18 protein-coding genes are annotated in these 22,524 nt (G+C 55.2%); 2 read left to right on the top strand and 16 right to left on the bottom strand.

From position 1 onward, the window contains the following. Positions 1 to 2: 2 nt before the first annotated feature. The 9 genes from JET16_RS11160 to JET16_RS30075 form a co-directional block, all read right to left on the bottom strand. Positions 3 to 1,352, bottom strand: coding sequence for an NAD(P)-dependent oxidoreductase (locus JET16_RS11160; RefSeq protein ID WP_199615919.1), 1,350 nt, complete (start codon positions 1,350 to 1,352; stop codon positions 3 to 5). Between the two features lie 59 nt (positions 1,353 to 1,411). After that, a complete protein-coding gene (locus JET16_RS11155) occupies positions 1,412 to 2,293 on the bottom strand; it encodes a nitrilase-related carbon-nitrogen hydrolase (RefSeq protein WP_199615918.1) in 882 nt (293 codons plus the stop codon). Then, a complete protein-coding gene (locus JET16_RS11150; RefSeq protein WP_199615917.1) occupies positions 2,281 to 3,570 on the bottom strand; it encodes a M20 family metallo-hydrolase in 1,290 nt (429 codons plus the stop codon). The genes JET16_RS11155 and JET16_RS11150 overlap by 13 nt, the downstream gene beginning before the upstream one ends. Positions 3,571 to 3,585: 15 nt before the next feature. Beyond that, on the bottom strand, positions 3,586 to 4,956 hold the full coding sequence (locus JET16_RS11145; protein WP_199615916.1) for an aspartate aminotransferase family protein: 1,371 nt from the start codon (positions 4,954 to 4,956) through the stop codon (positions 3,586 to 3,588). A 58-nt stretch (positions 4,957 to 5,014) separates the two neighbouring features. Next, entirely contained in the window at positions 5,015 to 6,115 is a 1,101-nt protein-coding gene (locus JET16_RS11140; RefSeq protein ID WP_199615915.1) for an ABC transporter substrate-binding protein, read from the bottom strand. Between the two features lie 133 nt (positions 6,116 to 6,248). Further along, positions 6,249 to 7,109: an ABC transporter permease gene (locus JET16_RS11135; RefSeq protein ID WP_199615914.1), complete on the bottom strand. Its 861-nt coding sequence runs from the start codon at positions 7,107 to 7,109 to the stop codon at positions 6,249 to 6,251. Continuing rightward, positions 7,110 to 7,922: an ABC transporter permease gene (locus JET16_RS11130; protein WP_199615913.1), complete on the bottom strand. Its 813-nt coding sequence runs from the start codon at positions 7,920 to 7,922 to the stop codon at positions 7,110 to 7,112. A 3-nt stretch (positions 7,923 to 7,925) separates the two neighbouring features. After that, positions 7,926 to 8,711 (bottom strand): ABC transporter ATP-binding protein, encoded by a 786-nt coding sequence (locus tag JET16_RS11125; RefSeq protein WP_199615912.1) that lies wholly within the window; start codon positions 8,709 to 8,711, stop codon positions 7,926 to 7,928. Positions 8,712 to 9,193: 482 nt separating this feature from the next. Beyond that, a complete protein-coding gene (locus tag JET16_RS30075) occupies positions 9,194 to 10,696 on the bottom strand; it encodes an L-fucose/L-arabinose isomerase family protein (RefSeq protein ID WP_233531396.1) in 1,503 nt (500 codons plus the stop codon). Between the two features lie 120 nt (positions 10,697 to 10,816). Between JET16_RS30075 and JET16_RS11115 the strand changes: the two genes are divergently transcribed. Beyond that, positions 10,817 to 11,695, top strand: a complete 879-nt coding sequence (locus JET16_RS11115; protein WP_199615911.1) for a helix-turn-helix transcriptional regulator — start codon at positions 10,817 to 10,819, stop codon at positions 11,693 to 11,695. Between the two features lie 600 nt (positions 11,696 to 12,295). Then, positions 12,296 to 13,132 carry a transposase gene (locus JET16_RS11110; RefSeq protein WP_199615910.1) on the top strand — a complete coding sequence of 279 codons (837 nt, stop codon included), beginning with the start codon at positions 12,296 to 12,298 and terminating at the stop codon, positions 13,130 to 13,132. A gap of 330 nt (positions 13,133 to 13,462) precedes the next feature. On the opposite strand, the gene JET16_RS11105 is transcribed toward JET16_RS11110, so the two are convergent. Genes JET16_RS11105 through JET16_RS11075 form a run of 7 tightly spaced genes read right to left on the bottom strand, consistent with a single transcriptional unit; the run spans position 13,463 to position 22,520 of the window. Continuing rightward, positions 13,463 to 13,744 (bottom strand): DUF2277 domain-containing protein, encoded by a 282-nt coding sequence (locus JET16_RS11105; RefSeq protein ID WP_199615909.1) that lies wholly within the window; start codon positions 13,742 to 13,744, stop codon positions 13,463 to 13,465. A gap of 28 nt (positions 13,745 to 13,772) precedes the next feature. Continuing rightward, complete coding sequence (locus JET16_RS11100) at positions 13,773 to 14,960, bottom strand: type III PLP-dependent enzyme (RefSeq protein WP_199615908.1); 1,188 nt, start codon at positions 14,958 to 14,960, stop codon at positions 13,773 to 13,775. After that, on the bottom strand, positions 14,957 to 15,760 hold the full coding sequence (locus JET16_RS11095) for an HpcH/HpaI aldolase family protein (RefSeq protein WP_199615907.1): 804 nt from the start codon (positions 15,758 to 15,760) through the stop codon (positions 14,957 to 14,959). The genes JET16_RS11100 and JET16_RS11095 overlap by 4 nt, the downstream gene beginning before the upstream one ends. 19 nt (positions 15,761 to 15,779) lie before the next feature. Then, positions 15,780 to 17,600: an IucA/IucC family protein gene (locus tag JET16_RS11090; RefSeq protein WP_199615906.1), complete on the bottom strand. Its 1,821-nt coding sequence runs from the start codon at positions 17,598 to 17,600 to the stop codon at positions 15,780 to 15,782. Then, positions 17,597 to 19,420: an IucA/IucC family protein gene (locus JET16_RS11085; RefSeq protein WP_199615905.1), complete on the bottom strand. Its 1,824-nt coding sequence runs from the start codon at positions 19,418 to 19,420 to the stop codon at positions 17,597 to 17,599. Before JET16_RS11085 ends, JET16_RS11090 begins: the two co-directional genes overlap by 4 nt. Next, entirely contained in the window at positions 19,417 to 20,661 is a 1,245-nt protein-coding gene (locus tag JET16_RS11080) for an MFS transporter (protein ID WP_199615904.1), read from the bottom strand. Before JET16_RS11080 ends, JET16_RS11085 begins: the two co-directional genes overlap by 4 nt. Then, entirely contained in the window at positions 20,658 to 22,520 is a 1,863-nt protein-coding gene (locus tag JET16_RS11075) for an IucA/IucC family protein (protein WP_199615903.1), read from the bottom strand. Before JET16_RS11075 ends, JET16_RS11080 begins: the two co-directional genes overlap by 4 nt. Positions 22,521 to 22,524: the final 4 nt, after the last annotated feature.

Below are 22,524 nucleotides of genomic sequence, written 5' to 3'. Positions count from 1 at the left end.
TTTCAAGCCGTTTCGGCCGATATTCCGCCGAAATGACGGTGAACGGAGTAAGCCGCCAGCTTCCCTTGCTGGGCGGCGCTCACGACGGTGGCTTCCCCGTTGCCTTGGCCGAAGACGACGTCGCCGGCCGCATACACTTTCGGATGAGACGTCCGGTAAGTGACCGGGTCGATCGTCACGACGCCCCGTTCATGCTCGAGACCGAACGCTTCGATCAGCGGCAGAAGCCGCTTCTGTCCGATCGCTTTAATGACGGCGTCCGCCTCCATGAGAAACTCCGACCCTGCGACAGGCACCGGAATGGGTCGCCCGTCCTTCCCGGTTTCCTCCGAAAGCGTCATCCTGACGCATTCCAGATGGGTCACCTTCCCGGATTCGTTGCCGACGATCCGCTTGGGAGCGGTCAACCAGCGGAATTCGACGCCTTCTTCCTTGGCGAAGCGGTATTCGAAGTCGTAAGCGGTCATTTCGCCGCGCGTCCGGCGGTAGACGATCTTGACGTTGTCCGCGCCCAATCGGACCGAGCAAGTAGCCGCATCGATCGCCGTATTGCCCGCCCCGATCACGATGACCCGGGCGCCTTGCAGACCGCCGCCGAAAGCGTCCGCCTTCGTGCTTTCGATCAGCTCGATCGCGTCGTATACTCCGTCGAGCTGCTCCCCTTCGATGCCAAGCGCCGGCACACGGCCCATTCCGGCGGCCAGCACGACGGCGTCATAATCGGCCAGCAGCTTCTCCGCGTGCACATCGGTGCCCACACGCACCCCGGTCCGGATCGCAACGCCCATCTTGCTCAGCTGATCGGCTTCCCACATCGGAATGTCCTGCGGCAGCCGGAACGACACGATGCCGTATGTGTCCAATCCTCCCGGCTTTTCCTTCGCCTCGTACACCGTTACGGCATAGCCGAAACGGGCCAGCTCGCGGGCGGCGGACAATCCGGCCGGCCCGCTGCCGACAACGGCTGCTTTCCGCCCGTTTCGGGGTCCGGCAGCGAACAGGGTGTCCCCGGTTTTCATCGCGGCATCGGTCGCATAGCGCTGCAGCAATCCGATCCGGATCGGTTGGGACGCGCCGTTAAGCACGCACGCCCCTTCGCACAGCTGCTCCGTGGGGCATACGCGGGAGCAGGTCGCGCCGACGGGATTGGCGTCCATGATGACCCGTGCGGAGCCCTTCAAGTTTCCGGTCGATATTTTTTTAATGAAGGAAGGAATGTCGATTCCGGTCGGGCAAGATTTGATGCAAGGAGCGTCGTAGCAATAGAGGCAGCGGTTGGATTCTTCCATCGCTTCCTTCGGAGTGAGCCCGGGATGCACTTCGGCGAAATTGCGTCGCAGCATGTCATTCATCGTTCCTGGTCCCCCTTCGCTTCGGATTTCGGTTTCAGTTTCACCGTCCGGTTAACCGTCTACAGCCTAGCGAGTTCCTGATACGTTTCGGGACGGCGGTCGCGGTAAAATTGCCAGCTTTCCCGCACTTCACGGATGAGCGATTTGTTCATATCCCCGACGACAACCTCGTCTTCGTCCCGGCTCCCGATGGCGGCGATGCTTCCTCGCGGATCGGCCAAATACGATTGGCCGTAAAATTCCCCCATGTTCCATGGCTGTTCGAAGCCGACCCGGTTGATTGCGCCCACGTAATAGCCGTTGGCGACCGCATGGGCGGGCTGCTCCAGCTTCCACAAGTATTCGGACGTTCCCGATACGGTTGCTGACGGGTTAAAGACGATTTCCGCGCCGTTCAGTCCAAGCAGCCGGGCTCCTTCGGGGAAATGGCGGTCGTAGCAAATATACACCCCGACTTTGGCGAACGCGGTGTCGAACACCGGATAGCCCGTATTTCCGGGCTTGAAATAGTACTTCTCCCAAAACCCGCAGCCTCCGCCTCCCGCCCCCACATGCGGTATATGATGCTTCCGGTACTTTCCGAGATAAGTTCCGTCCGCGTCGATCACCGCCGCCGTGTTGTAATAAGTCGCGATCCCTTCCCGTTCGTATATCGGCAAAACGAGAACGATACCCAGCTCCTTCGCGGCTTCTTGAAACAGCTTCACCGTCGGTCCGTCCGGAATTTCTTCCGCTGCCTCGTACCATCTCGGCGTCTGCTCGGCGCAAAAATACGGACCGTAAAAGATTTCTTGAAAAGAGACGATTTGCGCCCCTTTCGCTTTCGCTTCCTTGAGAAGTTTCATATGCTTTTCGATCGCCGTCGCTTTATGAACCGCGACCGGTTCGCCTCCGTGCACGTCATGCTTCGCTTGGATCAGTCCGATCGTCACTTTGTCCATGCCGCTCGATCTCCTTGTTCCGAATAGCCGGGCCCGATGCCGGAAGCCATCGATAGCGCCGTATGATACAGCAGCTCCGCGCCGAGCCATATATCGCCCATGCTTGCATACTCCTTCGGGTTATGGCTGACGCCGTCTTTGCACCGGACGAATATCATGCCGAAATCGCAAACGTAAGACAGGGCGAGCGAATCGTGAAACGGCCCGCTCATCAGCTCCGGCGGCGTCAACCCCATCTTCGCCGCCCCTTGCCGCATTGCATCCATAATGTACGGCGAGCAATAGCGCGTTTCGCTGTTCGTATCTTCGGTAATCGTGTAAGTAAGGCCGTGCTCCGAAGCCGATCTTTCGATGATGTCCTGAAGCCGGCCCTCGAGTTTGTTGCGGCGCGGCAAATCGATATCCCTCAGATCGACTGTGAACCGGACGCGTTCGGGAATGATGTTGCGCGAATCGGGAAACACGGTCACCTGTCCGACCGTACCTACCGTCGGCGCCCCCGGCTCGCTCGAAGCCAGTTCGTTCAGCGCGACGATCACCTTCGCCGCTCCGACGAGCGCATCCTTCCTTATCGCCATCGGTACGGAACCGGCGTGGCCCGCAAACCCCGCAAACTCGACCGTCAGCCACAGCGGACCGGATATGCCGGTGACGATGCCGACCGGCTGATCGAGCGATTCAAGCACCGGACCTTGCTCGATGTGCATTTCAAGGAACGCCCCGATCTGTCCCTGCCGGTACTTCGAGCTTTCGAACGAGTCCGGGTCACAGCCGAACTCGATCAACGCCTGGCGCCGGGTCATCCCGTCCTTGTCGCTGCGATCCAGCTCATGTTCCTCCAACCGGCCGAGCATGCCGCGGACGCCGAACAGCCCTTTGTTGAACCGGCACCCCTCTTCGTCGCAGAACGCCGCGATCTCGACGGGCATTTCGGGGACGAAGCCTTGTTCCGCGAACGTTTGGACGACTTCAAGCGCGCCAAGCACGCCGACCGTCCCGTCGAACCTGCCGCCATAAGGCTGGCTGTCAATATGCGAACCCATCATCAGAACGGGAACGTCGGGATTGTTCCCTTCCATCCTTCCGATCAGGTTGCCGAACGCGTCGATGCGCGCTTTGAGCCCCGCGTCCTCGAACCAGCTTTTGACCAGCTCGACCGCTTCTTTGTCTTCCTTGGAGAGCGCCAGACGGCACACCCCGGTTTCGCCGATTTTGCCGATGCGGGAAAGTCGTTCAAGCCGCGCTTCCAGCCTATTGGCGTTAATCGTCAACTTCATGAAGAGCACCCCCGTTCAAAAGGAAATCGTGTTCAATGCGAATTCCAGCGTGCTTGCCATCCAATCCACTTCCTCCATCGTCGTGACGAACGGCGGCGATAACGTTAGTACGTTGGCATAGCCGGCAACCGTATCTCCGTTCTTACCTATTAACAGGCCTCTTTGTTTGCAAGATTCTATGACCTTCGCCACGTTCTCCGCGGATGCCGGTCGCTTCGTCTCTTTATCCTCCACCAGCTCGATGCCTGCGGCAAAGCCGAAGGTGCGGATATCTCCCACCGCCCGATGCGCGGACAGCGCGCTCAGCCTCTCGCTTAACCGGCGGCCGAGCTCCGCCGACGCTTGAATCAACCTTTCTTCTTCTAAAATCTCCATTGTTTTCAGCGCCACCGCGCAAGAAACCGGATTTCCTCCGAACGTGTTTACGTGGCGGAAATGTCCGGTGCCGCTCCGTTCATGGAAGCTTTCGTACAATTCGGCGCGGACCGCCGTCGCCGAGAGGGGAGAGTACGCGCTGGTCATTCCTTTCGCCATCGTGACGATATCCGGCTGTACCCCGAAATTTTGGTGGCCGAACTTCTCCCCTGAACGTCCGAAGCCGCAAATCACTTCGTCCACGATGAGCAGCACGCCGTGCTTTTCGCAAATATCCTTGACCTTCTTCAAATAGCCGGGAGGCGGCACGATCATGCCCCCGCCTGTTATGACCGGTTCCAAGATGACTCCGGCCACCGTCTCGGGTGCTTCCCAAACAATGACTTGGTCAAAAATGTCGGCGCATTCCAGCTTGCAGCTTTCTTGCGATTTGCCGAACGGACAGCGGTAACAATACGGCGGGGGAACGTGTTGAAATCCGCTTCCGAGCGGCTCGTACTTGATTTTGCGCTGGGCTTGCCCGGTCGCTCCGAGCGCCCCCATCGAATTGCCGTGATACGCCCGGTGCCGCGAAATGAATTTGAACCGGTTCGGCTGCCCGGTCTGATCGAAATATTGTCTCGCGATTTTGAAAGCGACCTCGTTGGCGTCGGAGCCCGAATTCGAGAAGAAAATCCGGTACTCTCCTCCCAGCCATTCACTGATTTTCGCAGCTAACTCGATGGCCGGAATGTGGCTGTGCGACAGGGGCGAATAGGCCAATTGCTCCATCTGCTTCGACGCGGCTTGCGCCACTTCTGTTCGTCCGTGCCCGATATTTACGCACCATAGACCCGACATCGCGTCGAAGTAACGGTTGCCGTCAATGTCGGTCAGCCAGCACCCTTCCCCGGACACGAAAATCATCGGGTCCTCGTTATGAACGGACATGTGGTGCCACAAGTGTTTCCGGTCCATCTCCAACAGCCTCTGTTTCGCAGCAACCTGCGTCGAGGGCTCGATACCGGCCATAACGCTCCTCCTTTCCATTTCCGGCGGGGAACGAAGCTTCTCGCCCGCCGGACCGTTGCTACTTGTTCGCTATTTCCACGATTTCGTTCGTATAAGCTTCCTCGAGATTCGCCGGGCTCTTAATTACCCCGAATTGATGGGCGATATCCGCCGTTTGCTTAAACATCGCCTCGTCGATGTATCCCAATTTCTCGATGTCAAAGCCTTCCGGGGCGACGAGTTTGGCCACTTCCTCCATCATTTTCAACTGATGTTCGCGGGAAGTGCTGCCTTCCTCGACGGCTTTCATTACGATATCCACCGCCGCCTCGGGATTGTCGATTGCGTCTTTCCACCCTTTCAATGAAGCGCGCACGAATTTTGCCGCCGTCTCCTTGTTCTCGGCCAGCCAATCTTTATTGGCGAACAAGTTGTCTTCCAGCATGGCCACTCCTTCCGCGTTCATGTCTATAACGCTCAGCTCCGATTCCGGAACGCCCTGCTCAAGTACGACTTGATACTCGTTGTAAGTCATGGCGGAGGCGGCATCCAGCTCGCCCGCCAAAAACTGGTCCATCGTGAAGCCTTGTTTGACGAACTGCAAATCGGCGTTCGGGTCCAGATTATACTTGTCGAACAGCGCCAAAATTTCGAACTCGTTGCCGCCCATCCAGTTGCCTACCTTTTTCCCTTTCAAATCGGCGGGAGCTGCGATTTCCGACGTTTTCTTGGAGACGAGCACGAGACCGCTGTTCTGGAATATCTGGGATATTTCGACGAGCGGCAACCCTTGTTCTTGATGAGCGAGAAGGCTGGCCACCCAGTCTACTCCGATATCCGCGGCCCCGCCTGCGACTTGCTGCTCCGGAACGATGTCTGGCCCTCCGGGCAATATTTCGACCTCGAGGCCTTCCTCGGCGTAATACCCTTTATCCAGCGCGACGTAGTAACCTGCAAATTGGGCTTGAGGCACCCATTTCAACTGCAGCTTGACCGAAACGGCCTCCGAAGCCGAAGGCTCGTTCGGACTTGCGGCGGGATCTGCGGAAGCCCCGGATGAACCGGCGGAGGAGGCCGGCTCGTTCGAGCCCGAACCGCCGCAGCCTGCCAAAGCGCAAACCATTAGTAATAATACGGCCAACAACCACACACCATGTCTGCTCTTTCTCTTTTTCATCATCGATTTCTTCTCCCTTCCCGAGTCCAATAGTAGAATGCACACATCGTAGTGAAAGGTGCGGTCTGTCGTATGCAATCGGTTCGGCGGGAAGCCTGTAACGCCGGCGCGCCGCCTTGGCCGGATGTGCGGAAATTTAATTCCTCTGTGACGGATGCCACGTAATGAACGCCTTCTCCAACCGTTCCACGATCAGATAGAACAAAACGCCGGCCAGCGCGGCCATTACGATGCAGGACCAACCCAGGGGCATTTTCGCCACTTTGATGGAATTTGAAAGCAAATAGCCCAGCCCTCGGGACGATACGAAAAACTCGCCGACGATCGCCCCGATCATACCGGCCGTCGTGTTGATTTTCAAAGCGGTAAAAACATAGGGAAGGCTGTTCGTAATTCTTAAGTACCGGAACACTTCGCGTTTGCCCGCGGCATACGAATGCAAGAGATCAAGCGCGAGCGGATCGATCATGGTCATTCCTTTATGGGCGTTGATCGCCATGGCCGCCATCGTCGTAACCGCGACGATCGCGATTCTCGAGCCAATGCCGTCGCCAAACCACAAATTCATGATCGGGGCCAACGCCACGATCGGCACCGCGTTCATGGAGGCGACGATCATCAAGCCGCCCGCACCCCGCTTCGGCCAAGCGGCGGCGATAAGAGCGGCCGAATAGCCTATGGCCGAGCCCAGAAGCATTCCGAGGACGGCCTCGGCCAGGGTATACCACGTATAAGATATTAGAATGTCGAAGTTGTCCGACAGCGCGGCTGCGATGGTCGACGGCAAGGGCAGCTGGTATGTTTTCAAACCGAACATCCGGTGAAACGCCTGCAGCTCCCAAACAGCGAAGAACAGGACGCCTCCAAGGAGAGGCAGCCATATCCTGCCCCCCTCCTTGTTGTTCGCTGTTTTATTCGCTCTCCCGTTACCGGCAATCGTCTCTTGACCGGCTGAAGCTCCGTTCGGCTGTAACGGCGTTGCCAACGGCCTCTCCATCTACGAGCCGCCTCCTTTGGATCGGAACTCCGGCTGCCACGGCACCGACAGCCGTTCCAACAAGCCGATGAGTACAAAACTGATAATTCCAAGTAAAGCGCCTACGATGACCGTCGACCAGAACATGTACACATGGGACGGCCCGTAATACAAATTCCGCAGCATGAGTACGCCTATCCCGTGTCTGGCGCCCATCAGCTCCACTAAGATCGCTCCGGTGACCGCGAGCGGGGCCGCGATTTTCAATCCGCCGAACAGTCCCGGAAGCGAAGCCGGAAACCTCAATTTCCAATAAACGCTCCACGGCTTCGCGGCATAAGAGTGCATCAGCTCCAGTGCGGATGGATGCGCGCTCCGCAGCCCCCGCAGCATGTTCAAGGAAACGGGGAAGAAGGTGATGTACCCGGCGATAATGATCCGGGCCCATTGCTCATCCCGGACGATTCCGTACACGATGGGGGCAAGCCCCAAAATCGGAACCATCTGCGACGCGACGGCGTACGGGAGAGCGAGCCGCTCCACCCGTTTCGATGCGCTCATAAACACGGCGAGCAGCGCTCCCGACGCCGCGCCTAGCAATAATCCGAGCGCCGCGTTCGTCAATGTAATCCACCCCTCCCTCATCAGCGTGCTTCCGTACTGACCGAAGGCGGACAACACTTTGTGAATGTACGGAAGCTTGGACTGCGCCATAGGAACGCGCAGCACCTCCAGCAAAAACCAGGACGCGGCCTCCCAGACGACGATCAGGGCAAACGCCCACGATGCCGCCGGAAGGAGCCGGAGGCGAAGCTGATTGCCGAACCCGCTCATCCGTCACACCCCTTCGAAGCATTCGCGAATTTGGGCGGCAAGCCGAAAAAACGCATCTTGATTTCGCATATCCCGCGTTCTCGGCCGTGGGATCGGAATTTCGGCCACCGCGGACAGCCTGCCCGGATGAGGCGAAAGGACAAACACCCTGTCCGATAAAAAGACGGCCTCGGGAATGCTGTGCGTAACGAAAACGACGGTATTTCGCACCTTGCTCCAAATCGACAGCAGCTCTTCGTTGAGACGTTCCCTCGAGAATTCGTCCAGAGCGGAGAAAGGTTCGTCCATGAGCAATATTTCCGGTTCCATGGCCAGCGCCCGCGCAATGGCCACACGCTGCTGCATGCCCCCGCTCAGCTGCCACGGATACCGATCCGCGAACTTGGTCAGACCGACCAGCTCGAGCAGCTCCTCAGCCTTGCGGTCGCGTTCGGCCTTCTTCACTCCCATGAGCTCGAGCGGCAAGGTTATGTTGTGTTTCACTTTTCTCCAGTCGTAGAGGACGGGGTTCTGGAATACGATGCCGTATTTTTGCGCCAATCTCGCTTCTTTGGCCGACTTGCCGGCCACCTTAATCTCCCCGCTTGTCGGTTGGATCAAATCGGCCATAATCCGAAGAAGCGTCGTTTTCCCGCAGCCGGAAGGACCGAGCAAAGAAACGAATTCCCCTTTGGCGATGTTCAAAGAAACGTCCTGCAGCGCCAGCACGTCGGACGATGCCGACGCATATCGCATGCTGACCCTCTCCAGCACAATTTCCGGAATCTTCGCCGCTGTCGTGTCGATCATACATCTGTTCACCCCTCATTAAGCGCCATGTTTGTGATAGTTTATATTACATAATAGTAGATATTAGTCTAATTTTCAGAATATTATGTCATCTTTAATTACATCATAGTTGTTCGTCTTGATGATGACATTAGACAAAACGTAAAATGACCGCGCCGAAAAATGTTCCGATTCGTCCAACTCCGAGGTGGAATACACTGATCCCCGTACGCGCACTCTCCCCAAGTCTCAGACATGCGATCCTAAGTTTGATGCTTCGGCCGTAACCCTTGTTGGATCAAGATTCGTAAAGGCAATGGAGATTGGCCGGAAGGAAGTCATGTGACGGCAGAGTGCACCATTCTCTGAACCAGAGGGATAGTGCGTGCAAGAGCGTTAGAATTGCGAGGATGCGCGGCGCGGAATTTGACGGGCTGATATGTCAAAAAAAGGGCCGGCCCGCGAGCAGAATGCCTTACTTGCCCGGGGACAGCCCCATGTGTTTATAAAGTGACGCAATGGATCCTCATCAACTCTCCGACCTTGTTAAATAACGAAGCATTGTGCCCGATCGACATCGCGCAGTGATGCGTCGGCGCTTCCGCAAACCATTGGGCCATGTAGTCGTCGGGATGTTTGCGGAACTTGACGGGAGTTTGGGTGTTGCCTATCTTCATGATCGGTCCGTTTGTAGACTCCCCTTCGCTGACGATCAGCTTCAGTTTCCCGTCGCCGGTCTGAGTGACATTGAGCGTCGTTATCGGCCCCGTCTTGACTTTGGCCTCGACGGAAACGCCGGTTCCTTGCTTCCCGTGATACATTCCCATTCCACGGAGTATCGGCTTTCCTTCCGAAATCGCCACATGGAACGGCCCGTCGTGCCCAAGCAAAATCGTCTCGTCCTCGTAATCGACGACCACAATTTCCGAGAAGCTTCCGCCGGTTCCGAGGATGTCGCATATTTTCATAGCGACGGCGGTCTTTAAGTCGCCTTCCCCCGAGCATGGAATGCCGCGGGCCGTCAGGAGCGAATGACCTACAATGAAGCCGGCCTGCAGCTTCTCGTATTCTCCGCCGGGAGCCCCGTGATAGTAATAGCACAACGCGTCCAGATCGTATTCCCGAACGAGCTTCTCCTGCGCCGCCGCCACTTTGCACGACCATTCCATCTGCTCTTCCGTCGGTTTTCTCGCGATCGGATCGCTCGGCGAATCTCCGCTGATCTCGAACATTTGAACGACTTCCTCGCGCTTTGCCTTCACTTCCTGTTCGGTCACTTCTCTCAGCAGCCGGTCCAAGTCGCACATTTCCAACACTTCTACATGAACTCCGGTTTGAGCCTGAATCATCGTAAAATCGCTGTACATATCCAACATGCCGCTGTACGTATTGCCGAGAAATCCGAAACGGCTGATCTGCAGCGTCCTTGGAACAGCCGCCGCCCGAGCCCATTCCTCAATCTCTCGCCAAGCCCGAATCGCTTCTTTCCGCTGCATCGTCGTTTCGTTGGTCAACGATATCGCAGGCGTATAGTCAAGCCCAAGCAATCCGTTCACCACGCGAAACGGGATTCCGGTGCGGTTGAACGCATTCGCGAATTCCGGCACGGGACAGGCGCCGCAATGCGCGAGCCATTCTCCGGTCGTCGACCGGTCGTAATTCAGCCGTTCTGTCGGCTGCAGATTCAGAAATATAACCGGGGCTTTGCAAATCTGATGGACGGGCAGCACCGTCGAACCGGTGGAGTATGTTGCGGAGTGACAAAACACCACATCCACATGATTTCCTTTCAACCACTCGCCCGCATTTCGCCCTTCGTTTTCAGTATCGACCAATCCGTAGTTGTACACTTCCCCCCAAGACGACAAACGCTTCTCAATAAACTTACCGTACTCGGTCAACCGTTCGCGAAGACCCGGGAACTGCTCCCAATATGCGCGAAGCCCTACCGAATACAATCCGATTCTAGGTTTCCGGCACGGTTTGATTGGTGTAAGCAAAGACATCTTCCCCACCTCGGCTCGATATGAAATAATTGAATATATGTTTATTGTAAGCCCTATCATTTGTTAAAACATCAAACAATCTTAATTAAAAATCATAGAATCTTGGGAGGTTGGCTGCAGATGCGGAGTACGTATCGGGAACGGGCGTCGCATGCGTGGACGGACGATTCGGTGCGGTTGGTCATGACCCCGTCGGCGTTTGCGAAATCGGCCTTGTTTTATGTACAGGAGATCGGATACTTCCGGACCTTGCCGACTTACTTTACCGAACGGGAACGGCTGGATTCTTTCCTTATCGTATACACGAAGTCCGGCAGGGGACGGTTAACTTATATGGGTAAAAACTATACGATGCTTCCCCGCCATATATTCTTTATCGACTGCATGGAATATCAATACTATGCGATCGATTCGGCCGAACCGTGGGAGCTGCTGTGGGTTCATATGAACGGTCAATCCGTGCGCGCTTACTTTGAACGGTTTGTTATGAACGGCGGCCCCGTAAGAGCGCTCCCGCCGGAGTCCGACATACCGGCCATTCTGGAAGAACTTATTGAACTCCACCGAATCAAAAGCATTCGAAACGAGCTGCTCGCTTCGAAATCCATTGCCGGATTGTTGACGTCGCTTTTGCTTTCGGGATCGGAACCGGAGTCATTGAATGCCGGCATGCCCGAATATATTGCGGAGACAACGCGCTTGATAGACAAAAGGTACAACGAAAAGCTTACACTGGATCTACTGTCCAAGACGCTTGCGGTGAATAAATATCATTTGGCCAAAGAGTTCAAGAAGCACACCGGCTTCTCGCCGGGCGAGTATATTATCAACACGCGAATCTCCCGGGCAAAAGAACTGCTGCAATACTCTAATCTGTCCGTTGCGGAGATCGCCGAAAAGATCGGCATCGACAATGTCAGCCACTTCATTAATTTGTTCAAGTACCGTACGGAGCAAACTCCGCTCGCCTTCCGGAAGACATGGCAATTGTCGAATTAAGAAAACCGCCTTGCGGCCGTCACCGGTTGAGCACAATCGGAATTTTTCGGTTGCAGGCTTTTTTCTATGCTCTGTTCCGGACTTCCCAAAGGGAAGGGGAAAGAACATACTCATGCCCGTGCGGAAAGGGTAAGGAACGATTACGCCGACTCCCGTGCTTACACTCTCCTCTTGTTTCAGATTTTCTGTCCCTCCGTTTCTGATGCTCCCCCGCCTTCACTTTTCAGTATGCTCCTCTTGCTTTCTCTCCTACTTCAGCTTTTCACTATCTTCTTCTCGCGTACACTCTCCCCAAGCTTCAGATGGTCTGTTCCTCCGTTCTAATGCTCGCCCCGACTTCACCTCTTGTATCTTCTTGCGTACGCACACTCTCCCCACAGCTCATGAATTGTAATTGCGTACACTCTCCCCAAGCTTCCGATAGTCTGTTCCTCCGTTCAAATGCTCCCCCGGCTTCACCTCTTGGATCTTTTTGCGTACGCACACTCTCCCCACAGCTCATGAATTGTAAATTTGTCCCTGAAATGAATTGATGTGCAAACATTTGTTTGGTATAATCTTCATTAGATATGGAAACATACGTTTGGTGGTGACTGATTTATGGTTCTTGCTGAAGCTAACGTAGATATCCCGGTTTTTTCGGAAGAAGATTGTGTCGGTTACTTCTTCTCTTTGAAGTGGCCGGACGGTTTTCGTTGTCCGCAGTGCGGGCATTCCCGTCACTATACGATTCAGACCCGAAGACTTCCGCTTTACCAGTGCTACAATTGCCAGCATCAGACGACAATTACCGCCGGTACGGTCATGGAAAGAAGCCGCACCCCGCTGCATAAATGGCGTATCGCCTTTGAACTTTTTTCGCAGCCGTCCAGCGTCAACGCTGTACAACTATCTAAGATGATCTCCGTCACTTATAAGACTGCGTGGCTGATGCTGCACAAGATCCGCCAAGCCGTCAGCGAGAAGGAAGCAACACAGCCGCTCGAGGGCAAGGTTCGTGCCGGAGTCGGTATCTATGGGAAAAGAACGCTTCAGCCGTATTACCTCCATCCGAAAGAACGTCCGGTGATGGTGAGCGCAACTTTTCAAGATGGGGAACCTGCATATGTCAAACTGAAGTTGATTTCTTATGAGCACATGGAAGGGAAAAGATCGTTGCTTCATTCAGGGGAGGTTGCGTTCATGAAGCAGCACGTGCAGCCCGACACCTTTGACATGCGTTTTCTGAAGCGAAGCTGGTTTCAATCCACGCCGCTGCCTCGTATCTTTGATCAGGCCAAGAAGTGGATCGACCGTACGTTCCACGGAATAGGCATCACTTACTTGCAAGCGTACTGGGACGAGTTTTGCTTTCGCCTCAATCAGTTCTATCTCAACAATTCGGTCATGGAAGCTCTATGCGCAATCTGTATGTCCTCGCAGGCGCAGAGAACCTAGATTCTGGCTTTTTTCGCATTACCTAGGTGTAAAGAGGGGAATGCGCCGTACTGCCGTCGGAATTCATGTGCCCCGCGCTGATAAGTAATTTCGAAGTTCGACCTTGCGCATTTTCTGAACGAGAGGGATAGTGTGCGCAAGGGAGTTCGAAACGGATGTCACGGCGGGATCAACCAGGAGAACCTCAGGATCGTGCCTGGAAGGTAACAAATTGGGGCACCCATTTATTTTCTAGCCATATGCCATTGACCGCGAAACAGTCAGCTCAGGAAGTAAATCCCATCGTCCGCCGACAACGCCCAACTAATGAGCTGCGGGAGAGCGCGGCAATCATTGCCTGTCCCGAGTCCCAAACCTCTTCGCGGCTCGCGCGCGGGCGCGTTCGATCTCGATCTCCCGGCTGCGCGGCTCCGCATTGGTGACGAGAGAATCCAGCAAAGTCCGGGCAACCGCAGCCACCTCCTCGACGGCCTGATTGAATGCGGCCTCGTTCGCCTTAGACGGCGTGTTAAAGCCCGAAAGCTTTCTCACGAATTGAAGAGAGGCCGCCCGAATCTCGTCTTCGGTAGCCGGGGGATCGAAATTGTATAGTGTCTTGATATTTCGGCACATAGACTTTCTCCTTACTATTAACGTCCTGTTACAAGTATATATGATCGGGATGCGGATGGCTAAGAAAATCATGGTGGGAGATGGCCCATCCGTAAGCTCCGGCTAACAGGAACAAGATGACGTCTCCAACCCGGACTCCGGAAACCGGAACGTCCTTCGCAAGCACGTCCTTTGGGGTGCAAAGCTGCCCGACAACTGTGATCTCGGCATCATTCAGCTCTCTGCGCGGAAACGGGTAATCCCAACGCTCCACAGGAACGACGCGGAACGGATGGCTCATCTGCCAGGAGACCGGCAGCCGGAAATGGTGGGTACCGCCGCGGAGAATGACGTAGTTCTTGCCATGGTTCTGTTTGATGTCCAACACTTCCGCCGCGTAATAACCGCACGAGGCAGCAACATATCGGCCGCATTCAAACAACACGGTCACATTGGGCGGACATTTCTCTTTCAACGCCGGCCCCAGCCTTTCAACAAGCAGATCCCAATCGAACTGCGCCTCCGGTTCCGCGTAATTTACGCCTATACCTCCGCCGGCATTCAAATAAGAGATGTCCTCCAGACCGAATTCCTCGATCCATGCCGCCGTTCGTTCGCAATAATATTGCACCAACCGGACATGCTTCTCCGCGTCAAGGTTATTGGAGAGGGAATGGAAATGGAAACCCTCCAGCTTCACCGAATCGAGGCTTTGCGCCAGCCGAATCGCATCCGGAATTTGGCTTTCGTCTATCCCGAATTGGGTCGGGCGGCCCGCCATGGCCAACGTAGCGTCAGGCAGCGGACCTTGCAAATTGACGCGCAGCAAAATAGGCATTACTTTCCCGCGCTGCGCCGCAATCCACGCAATTCTCCGGACCTCATCCGCGCTCTCGGCATGAATGAGGCTGACCCGGTTGTCCATCGCTCCTTCGATTTCTTCATCCGTCTTTCCCGGACCTCCGAAAATAATCGGAATATCGCGGGAAACCGCACGAACCTTCTTCACTTCGCCAAGGGATGCCACCTCGAAACCTTCCACGACCGGCAACAATGCCCTCAGGATCTCCTCCTCCGAGTTCGCCTTGATCGCATAAAACAGCCTGCAGGAGGGCGGCAGCGTTCGAACGCGCCGCGACACATGTTCGCTCAAATGCTCCATGTCATAAATATAAGCGCAGAGAGGCCGCCGGTGGTTTTCTTTCAACAAGGCAATTTGTTCAATGATCCGGTTCATCTTCCGTTTCCTTTCTGTCCGCCGAAACTTTCCAACCGTGACGCAAAGTCATTATGTTTAGAGACCAGCGCCCGAAACGCAATGCCTCTTTCATCGCCGAGAACGAATGCACGCACACCTTTGTCATACCACGTCAAAATATCTTCATCGGCTCTAGGTATTGCGCAATAAGGGACTCCGTACGTAATGGCAGCTTCCTGCAAGGTGTGCAGCGCTTCTCTGACGACCGGCGCCCGAGTTTGCCAAGGTACCCCGTAAGACTGGGAAAGATCGGCCGCCCCTTCCAGCACCATGTCGATGCCGGGGACCGACAATATTTCGCCGATCCTCTCCACGCCTTCCCGGTCTTCAATCATCGCGACGACCAGCACCTGTTCGTTCGCCTCCGCAATGTAAGCCTGAAGGTCCGACTTCCCGAAAGCGGCCGGCCGTCCTCCGTTCAAGCTCCGGCTGCCGAGCGGATAATAACGGCTCGCCGCCACGGCGGCGACCGCCTCCTCTTTCGTCCGCACATGCGGGACGACAACGCCTTGCGCTCCCGCATCAAGCGCCCGCAATATCGGCCCGGAAGAGCCGTCGGGCACGCGAACCAATGCGGTCAATCCGACCGCCTCCGCCGCCCGGATCATATGCTCCAGCGTCTCCGGGTTGATGCACACATGCTCCGTGTCGATGATCACAAAGTCATATCCGGCGCAGCCGATCATCTCGACCGACACGGGAGAGGGAATGGAGGCAAACAGTCCGCATACCGTTTCCCCCGCACACAATTTTTGTTTCGCAGCATTTTTACGCAGCAAATCTATCCCCCCGCCTTCGCTAGACTTTCATTGCAACAAGGTTGAGCGGATTGGCGACCCGATGAATACGCAGCTCCGAGTCCGGATACAGCCGGCGCTTCGTTAACTGCTCGACTTCAATGGTTGGCGCAAACAAATCGAACAGCCGGAACCGTTCCTCCGACTCGGGGAAACGGCGTTGATAGTTTTCTATCACTTCGCGGGCAAGCGACCAGAAGCGATTCTCATCATAACCGAAGTGATCGTCTAAGAATAAGGCCAACTCTCCTAGATTGATAAAGAAGAACGCGTCATGCATGAAATCTCTCACAAGCGCAAGGTCATCCGTTTCGATAAACGAGTTGCGGTTGATTCTGGCATGGTATTCCGGTGTCGCCAGCAGGTCCGGGCATTTGTCCGGCGAGGAGAGATGCGCTTTAGAAAACCGGATCCCGTCGTGGAAATCTTTCAACGCCACACGGCATGGCATACCGTCCCTATGGATGAGCGCCATATTTTGCGCATGCGACTCCAAAGCGATGCCGTGCGCGTAAAGCATATGCACGATCGGGAGAATACTCGCTTTAAACAGCAGCTCCAACCAATTATCGACACCCGCCGCCTCAACCCACGGCTCAATGAACGGACGTCCGTCCAGATCGAGCGAGCAAAGCGAATTGAACGGAACGGCCGCCTCCCCTTCTTCGAGATAGGAATGAACGCTTTCCCGCCAAATACAACCGGCCGTTCCATACACCGATGACTGCAGCAGCACGGACAACGCGGGACGGTCGTAGGAAACCCCCGCGATTTCTCTCAACAGGATCACACGGGTTACTTCTTTCAAGAAAGGGTCATTATCCGCAAGCTCCTTTAACCAATCGGAAACGGCCGGCGCATTTTCCACCGTGTGAGGCGCCAGTACGCGTCCCGTAGATGTGTTGATCATGCTTAACGACAGCTTGAGATACGCTTTATACGGCGACGTCACATTGGCGAGCGTGCGGATCGATTGCTGCGCCCGGTAAGTATCTTTGGCCGTTCCCAGAACAATCAGCCGCCGCTCATGCACATCCTGCTGGCGCGCGGCGGAAATTTGCTTTTGCCACTGCCACGGATGAACCGGCATCATAATATATTCGGCGGGATCGACACCTTGGCGAATGATGCTGTCTTTAAACCGTTTCAACTGCTCTGCGCCCAATTCGCTTTCCAGGAAACGATCATACTCCAATCGCCGAGATACCGCGACACGGGTGAAATCTTTATGCGCCGCAAGCCAAAGCGGATGAATCTCTTGCTTATACTCGGGACCGTATGTAAAGTGATCCGCATAGTCGAACCCGATCCGCGATTTATAGCTGGGATGGTACGGGTGGCCGTCCATTACGATCCCTTCCAGATCATCGTAACCACTCCCCCGCAGCCGTATCTCCCGTTCGAAACGGTGATGCTGCGCCAGTGCGTCTTTGAACAACGTTTGCTCCAGCTCTTGGATAAACGCGACCAAGCGACCTTCATCCGCACCGAGAGAACCGCGAATTTCAAGCAGAAACTGCGCAAGCGAGCCGGCTTCGGAAGAAGCCCCCGCCGAAGTTCGGATCACCGGACGATTGTTCAACCGGATCCGGCCGAACGTGAACCTCTTTTGCCCCTGACAAGTGTAAAGCATCGGACGCCCCGCTTCATCCGAACCGGGAATTTTGAAAACCGTCTCTCCTTCCGAATGCTCCGTTTCCGGAGAAAGCAGCCCTTCATAGATCAACGATTCGATCAATTGACGGAAAATTCGTCTGCGAACCGCAACATACCGGTCCGATCGGATAGCCTCCATTACTTCCATCGCCTGTATATCACTCATATTCTCACCTCGCACAGCGTCAGCGGATTTGGAATGTTAACATAAAGAGGCGTCTCCCCTCTTTTCTGAAAGCAGCTCAGCAAGTTGGCCTTGGCGGGTAAAGCTTTATTCTCAAGCAAATCCGTCAAATACAACATTCTTCCCTCTCCCTCAAACAGCCCGGTTGATTGAAGCACCCTCCTTACTGTATTCCAAAGCGCGAGCTCCTCCGTCTTCCCGTAATAAGCCAACGTATGGATCAAATGCCCCAGATGATTGACAAAGAAGTAATACTTCAACCGATGCCACGCTTCATGATCCGGGTACAGCGCCGGACTGTCGTCTCTCAATCCGAACATAGCGAACTTCCCGGCCCGTTCCCGGCCGATGCTCACCCCTTCAAGATCTCTCACGTAAAAATGCACCGGCCAACCGTCCCGCAGCGCAACCATCGAATTTTGCACGTGCGCTTCCATGCTGATTCCCCGTTCAAGGAACAACCAAAGCAGCGGCACCAGCGATATTTCCAAATACCGGGTTAACCATACGCCCAAGAAGTCTTGATCCGGTGTCGTACCCCGCGCTTGAGACGCTAATCGGACCGCTTCCCAAACGGGAGGAACATCCGCGCAAGGAGGCTGCTCAAGCAATGCGGCCACCACCGTCGGGGCGTGCTGTATGCCGGTTTGACTGTAAAGCGGGTTTTCGCGGAAGATGACCCCGAAGCTTTCGGCCAGCTTTCGACCCGGTAGATTCAGCGTCCGGTAACCGCCCTCCAGCAGCACTTTAAAGTCGGAACAGGGGATGTCGTCCCTCACCCGCGCAAGCGCCCGGCTGGCATCGATCGTCCGCACAAGCTGTTCCGGCGGGTTCACCCTGATGAAGTTCGTAATTCTTACGTTCAGCGGCAGCTTAAATAGAAACGCATGGTTGAAATCCCATACCGTCCTCACGGAAGACGTCGGATACACGGCGGCTCCAAGCTTTCCGAGATCTACTAACTTTCCTGTTGAAAGCAGCTGTTGAACCTCCGGCCATCTTCGCACATGCTCCGCCTGCCACGGGTGGCAAGGAAGAAGGCGGTACTGCCTGTGCGCTTCAGACAACAGACGTCCGGCCGCCTCGACGACCTTCGGAGTAAACAATTGTTCATCCGCAGCAGGCGAACTCTCTAAAAACCGGTCGTCTATTAATTCCGGAGCCGCGGCAAAATAATGAAGCGGAAAAGCCGCCCCCAACTCCGGCGCATATCGGTGCAATTCCTCGGGTTTAAACCCGTCGGAGCTTTTCGGCGTCGGATGGAACGGGTGTCCGAAGATCAGCGATTGTTCGGCCATGAACACCCGTTCTTTCCCGGTGACATGCCATAGGGAGCGCGGGTTGTTAAAGCTGTGCCGCACGTAACGCTCCGTTTTTTCAATGGAGTTTTCAACCTGCTGAAGCATCGTTCGCGCTCTGTCCCATCCGGCGGCTCCATCGGAATAAACGGCAACGAGCTCAATCAATAAAAGCTTAGCCAATTCCATGTGACCGTCCAACTTTATGCAGCCCGCGTTTGAGTTCCGGACCGTCGTTTGCCAAAACGCGGTTCCGTACCGGTAATGGCCGAAAACAGACAAATAAGTTATTGCGCCGACAATTGCAATTCCTGTTTTCTTTAGCTTAATCCTCATCGGAGTTCCTTGGCTGCGGATTTCATTCGCAACCTGTGCAGGAAGCAGCTGCAAAGCAGTATGTCCGGGTTCGATTGCCGGATCCCGTATTTCCATTTCGCGTATAAAAGCGTTCAATAACCTCTCCGTTCCGGCGGCTGCCGCAAGTTCACGGCTATGTTTGATCATCGTTCATTATTCACCTCGCGATATCGTTGAAGCTTAAATATTCCCGGCTGCAAAGCATGGCCCCGGACGATCGAGAAGGCTCCGGTCAAAAACATCAATCCCATGACCGCAATGATCCATTCCCCCGTCAAGAACCCTCCAAGCATTGCGCCCGTTAATGAGCCGGCGATCTGTCCGAATACCAAAACCGAATTTGCAGTGCCGACGTAAACGCCCCTGTGCTCATCCTTTGACTCCTGGGTAACGGCCAACATAATCGATTGCAGTACGGAGCTGTAACAAAATCCCTGAACGATTCTTAACGGGATCAACCAAAGCACATGCTGCGGCATCGCCTGCAATATGATGCTGATGCCGCATACCGCCATCGCCAATATCAAGTTCGTTTCAATACGGCTGCGGTCGTTTCTTTTGCCCCACCAAGCGGCGCCCGCCAACCCCGCTCCCCAGGCGATTGCCTGTAAAATCCCGACCCATGCGGATGCATTGCCGGAAATGCCGCTTAATTGAGCGACGAACGGCGCAAACACGACAACCAAGCCGAACATCCCGATCTGGGAGAAAACTCCCGCAATCATAAAAGGCCTCAACCGCGAATGACTCAGCAAATCTATGTAAACTTGAGTTACAGATGCTTCCGTCTTCTTCCGATCTTCTTTCTTCCCCGTTTCCTTCAACACGGCTGCTGCCAGTAAACCGCTCATTCCCGTCAAAATGCCCATAAATACCAGCAACGAGCTAAATCCGATCCAATTCACCATAACGCCTCCGACCAGCGGCCCGGCAAGCGAACCGGCGGCTATGGCGCTTTGCATAATGCCGAGAGCCTTTCCTCGTTCCGTCTCCGGAGCTTCCGAGCCGGCGTACGCGGAAGCGGCATCGACGACGCCCCCGCAAACCCCTTGAAGGAGACGGCAAAGAAAAAATTGAAAAGGCGTTTGTGCCGCTCCCATAAGAATGAGGCTGGCGGCCAGCCCGAGCAGCGCCCGCACCACCATCCACTTCCGCCCCAAGCGGTCGCCGGCTTTCCCCCATACCGGAGAGACGAAGCACGCGGTTACGGCCGGAGCCGCCAAGGATAACCCCGTCCAGAGACGGTTATCCCCGGGGTCGTTCGCTCCGAGCTCTGTCATGTAAAGGGGCAGCAGCGGCACTAATACCGTCAATCCCGCAATGGCCAGAAACTGCCCGCCCCAAAGCACCGGAATCCCGCTTTCTCGTAAACCAATGATTGCTTTCATGCTTTGACGGCGGCTCTTAAAGGATTGCCCGTTTCACCGGCGCCGGCCGGCATGCTGCCGCCCCCGGTTCCGGTTCGTTTCAACAGCGGAGTAATCAGCATGCGGGTTGGCCATGAAGAACTTTCCAGCAGCCGGTGCGCGATAACTCCCCGGACCGTTTCCGGCAAACCCGGATTGTGCAGGCAAGATTGTATGGAACGTTGAATTTCCCGCCAAAACTCCGACTCGTCGATCGAATAGGTCCGTGACAACACATCGATGATTGCATACAGGTTTACTTGGATCCCGAGAGTTTGAAAATAAGACAGCAGCAATTCCGGCGTTTCGTTGATTAAACTGTTCGGAGTGCCGGGTTTTACAACGTATTGCGGATCGGCAAAGCCTTCCCGCTCAAGCCACGGAAGGTGCAGTCGAATGGTGTCGTGATCCCGGAGAAGCAGACCTGCCGCGTGCCCTTTTTCGATAATAACCAGAACATTCTGTCCATGGACTTCCGGCATGATGCCATATCGGAAGCAGACGAGCATCGTCTCTATAAACAGTTGACAAATGTCCCGAAACAGCGTTAACACTTGTAATTTGCCGTAATGCGCACCGAATCTGGCGGCTGCCAATTCGTCGAATGCGGGCACGCGCCCCGCGGGATCCATAACCGCCAGCGCGGACATGGCGACCAAGCGGACATCCTGCTTTTCCGTCAGACGGCTCGGGTATTCTCTGACCATACAAGCCAGGTGTCCCGGTTTATCTTCGAACGGATCCCCTTCCGGATCGTGATACCCCCACCACCGCTTCTCGTCGCAAAGATGTAACTTGCCCCGCAATAACGGCTCTTTGTCAATAACTTGCCGCAGCAGCTCCTGCCCTTTCTCCGCGTTGTAGAGATACCGGGGCGGAAGTACCCGGAGTGCGGCAAGGGAATAGATGCCGACCGGCAGCTTGATATGATACCGCCCGCCGTGTACCTGAGCCAATGCGCGCACCGACGATGTGGCGGCGAACTTGCCCAAACCTTGCGCAATCGGTATGACGTGTTTCCTTTCGATTTCCTCCGCAAAGACGAACGGCAGCACATATTGCATTTGCCAAGGATGAACCGGTACCGCCAAGTAATCGTTGGAGTCAATGCCTAATGAAGCCATAGCCGTTTGCAGCTGCCGGCACTCCGAATCGTCCAATATCATGCTCGCGGCATCTTCCGCGGAAGGTCCTTTTATCATATACCGGCGCCTTACAGCCACCCAATCCAAACCGAATTCGCAGCCGAATTCCGGACTGTATTTCCTGTAATCGCCGGAGTCCCAACCTCTCTTCGCGCGGGAAGTCGGATGGAACGGGCGGTCGCGAAGCGAGGAGAGGCGTTCCATTCGATGCAGCGGCGATGATCGGCTCGAATGCCCTTCGCCGCAAAGCTCGTGTGCCGCCTCATATGAAAGTGCCGTATGTTCGACCGCGTCTCTCAATTCCTCTAGAAATCCTTCCAAGTTGGGCAGCTTAGCCGATTGTTCTTCCTTTGAAACCGATGCGCCCAGCACCTGCATCAATTCAACCGGGTCAAGCAGCTTTACGGACGGACCTGCCGGACTTTCGGTTACGGATAAAACAGGAACACGGCTTATTTTCAACGATTGGATGAAGCGCTGCCGGCGAACCCGAAATACGACCGCAAGACCGGGATTTAGCCGCAGATGAAAGTAAAGCTCATCTTCCTCCAATGGATACTGCGACAGCGAAGGAATGTCCGGAACGTTTGACGTTACTGCGCCCTTGTCTGCAATACCGAGTACATTTTCATGCAGCAGCGCATTCGCCAAATCCAGTAAAACCGTTTCCGAAGCTTCTTCATGCCATGTTTTCAATCCG

Source organism: Paenibacillus alkalitolerans, assembly GCF_016482785.1.
GTDB classification, from domain to species: Bacteria; Bacillota; Bacilli; order Paenibacillales; family YIM-B00363; genus Paenibacillus_AE; species Paenibacillus_AE alkalitolerans.
Note: the sequence above shows the minus strand (reverse complement) of the source record. Positions and strands in the feature narration are given on the sequence as shown.

What these genes read in the sequence shown, in the direction of transcription:
- JET16_RS11160 (WP_199615919.1), bottom strand. Translation starts at nt 1,352, where the DNA reads ATGAATGACATGCTGCGACGCAATTTCGCCGAAGTGCATCCCGGGCTC.
- JET16_RS11155 (WP_199615918.1), bottom strand. Translation starts at nt 2,293, where the DNA reads ATGGACAAAGTGACGATCGGACTGATCCAAGCGAAGCATGACGTGCAC.
- JET16_RS11150 (WP_199615917.1), bottom strand. Translation starts at nt 3,570, where the DNA reads ATGAAGTTGACGATTAACGCCAATAGGCTGGAAGCGCGGCTTGAACGA.
- JET16_RS11145 (WP_199615916.1), bottom strand. Translation starts at nt 4,956, where the DNA reads ATGGCCGGTATCGAGCCCTCGACGCAGGTTGCTGCGAAACAGAGGCTG.
- JET16_RS11140 (WP_199615915.1), bottom strand. Translation starts at nt 6,115, where the DNA reads ATGATGAAAAAGAGAAAGAGCAGACATGGTGTGTGGTTGTTGGCCGTA.
- JET16_RS11135 (WP_199615914.1), bottom strand. Translation starts at nt 7,109, where the DNA reads ATGGAGAGGCCGTTGGCAACGCCGTTACAGCCGAACGGAGCTTCAGCC.
- JET16_RS11130 (WP_199615913.1), bottom strand. Translation starts at nt 7,922, where the DNA reads ATGAGCGGGTTCGGCAATCAGCTTCGCCTCCGGCTCCTTCCGGCGGCA.
- JET16_RS11125 (WP_199615912.1), bottom strand. Translation starts at nt 8,711, where the DNA reads ATGATCGACACGACAGCGGCGAAGATTCCGGAAATTGTGCTGGAGAGG.
- JET16_RS30075 (WP_233531396.1), bottom strand. Translation starts at nt 10,696, where the DNA reads ATGTCTTTGCTTACACCAATCAAACCGTGCCGGAAACCTAGAATCGGA.
- JET16_RS11115 (WP_199615911.1), top strand. Translation starts at nt 10,817, where the DNA reads ATGCGGAGTACGTATCGGGAACGGGCGTCGCATGCGTGGACGGACGAT.
- JET16_RS11110 (WP_199615910.1), top strand. Translation starts at nt 12,296, where the DNA reads ATGGTTCTTGCTGAAGCTAACGTAGATATCCCGGTTTTTTCGGAAGAA.
- JET16_RS11105 (WP_199615909.1), bottom strand. Translation starts at nt 13,744, where the DNA reads ATGTGCCGAAATATCAAGACACTATACAATTTCGATCCCCCGGCTACC.
- JET16_RS11100 (WP_199615908.1), bottom strand. Translation starts at nt 14,960, where the DNA reads ATGAACCGGATCATTGAACAAATTGCCTTGTTGAAAGAAAACCACCGG.
- JET16_RS11090 (WP_199615906.1), bottom strand. Translation starts at nt 17,600, where the DNA reads ATGAGTGATATACAGGCGATGGAAGTAATGGAGGCTATCCGATCGGAC.
- JET16_RS11085 (WP_199615905.1), bottom strand. Translation starts at nt 19,420, where the DNA reads ATGATCAAACATAGCCGTGAACTTGCGGCAGCCGCCGGAACGGAGAGG.
- JET16_RS11080 (WP_199615904.1), bottom strand. Translation starts at nt 20,661, where the DNA reads ATGAAAGCAATCATTGGTTTACGAGAAAGCGGGATTCCGGTGCTTTGG.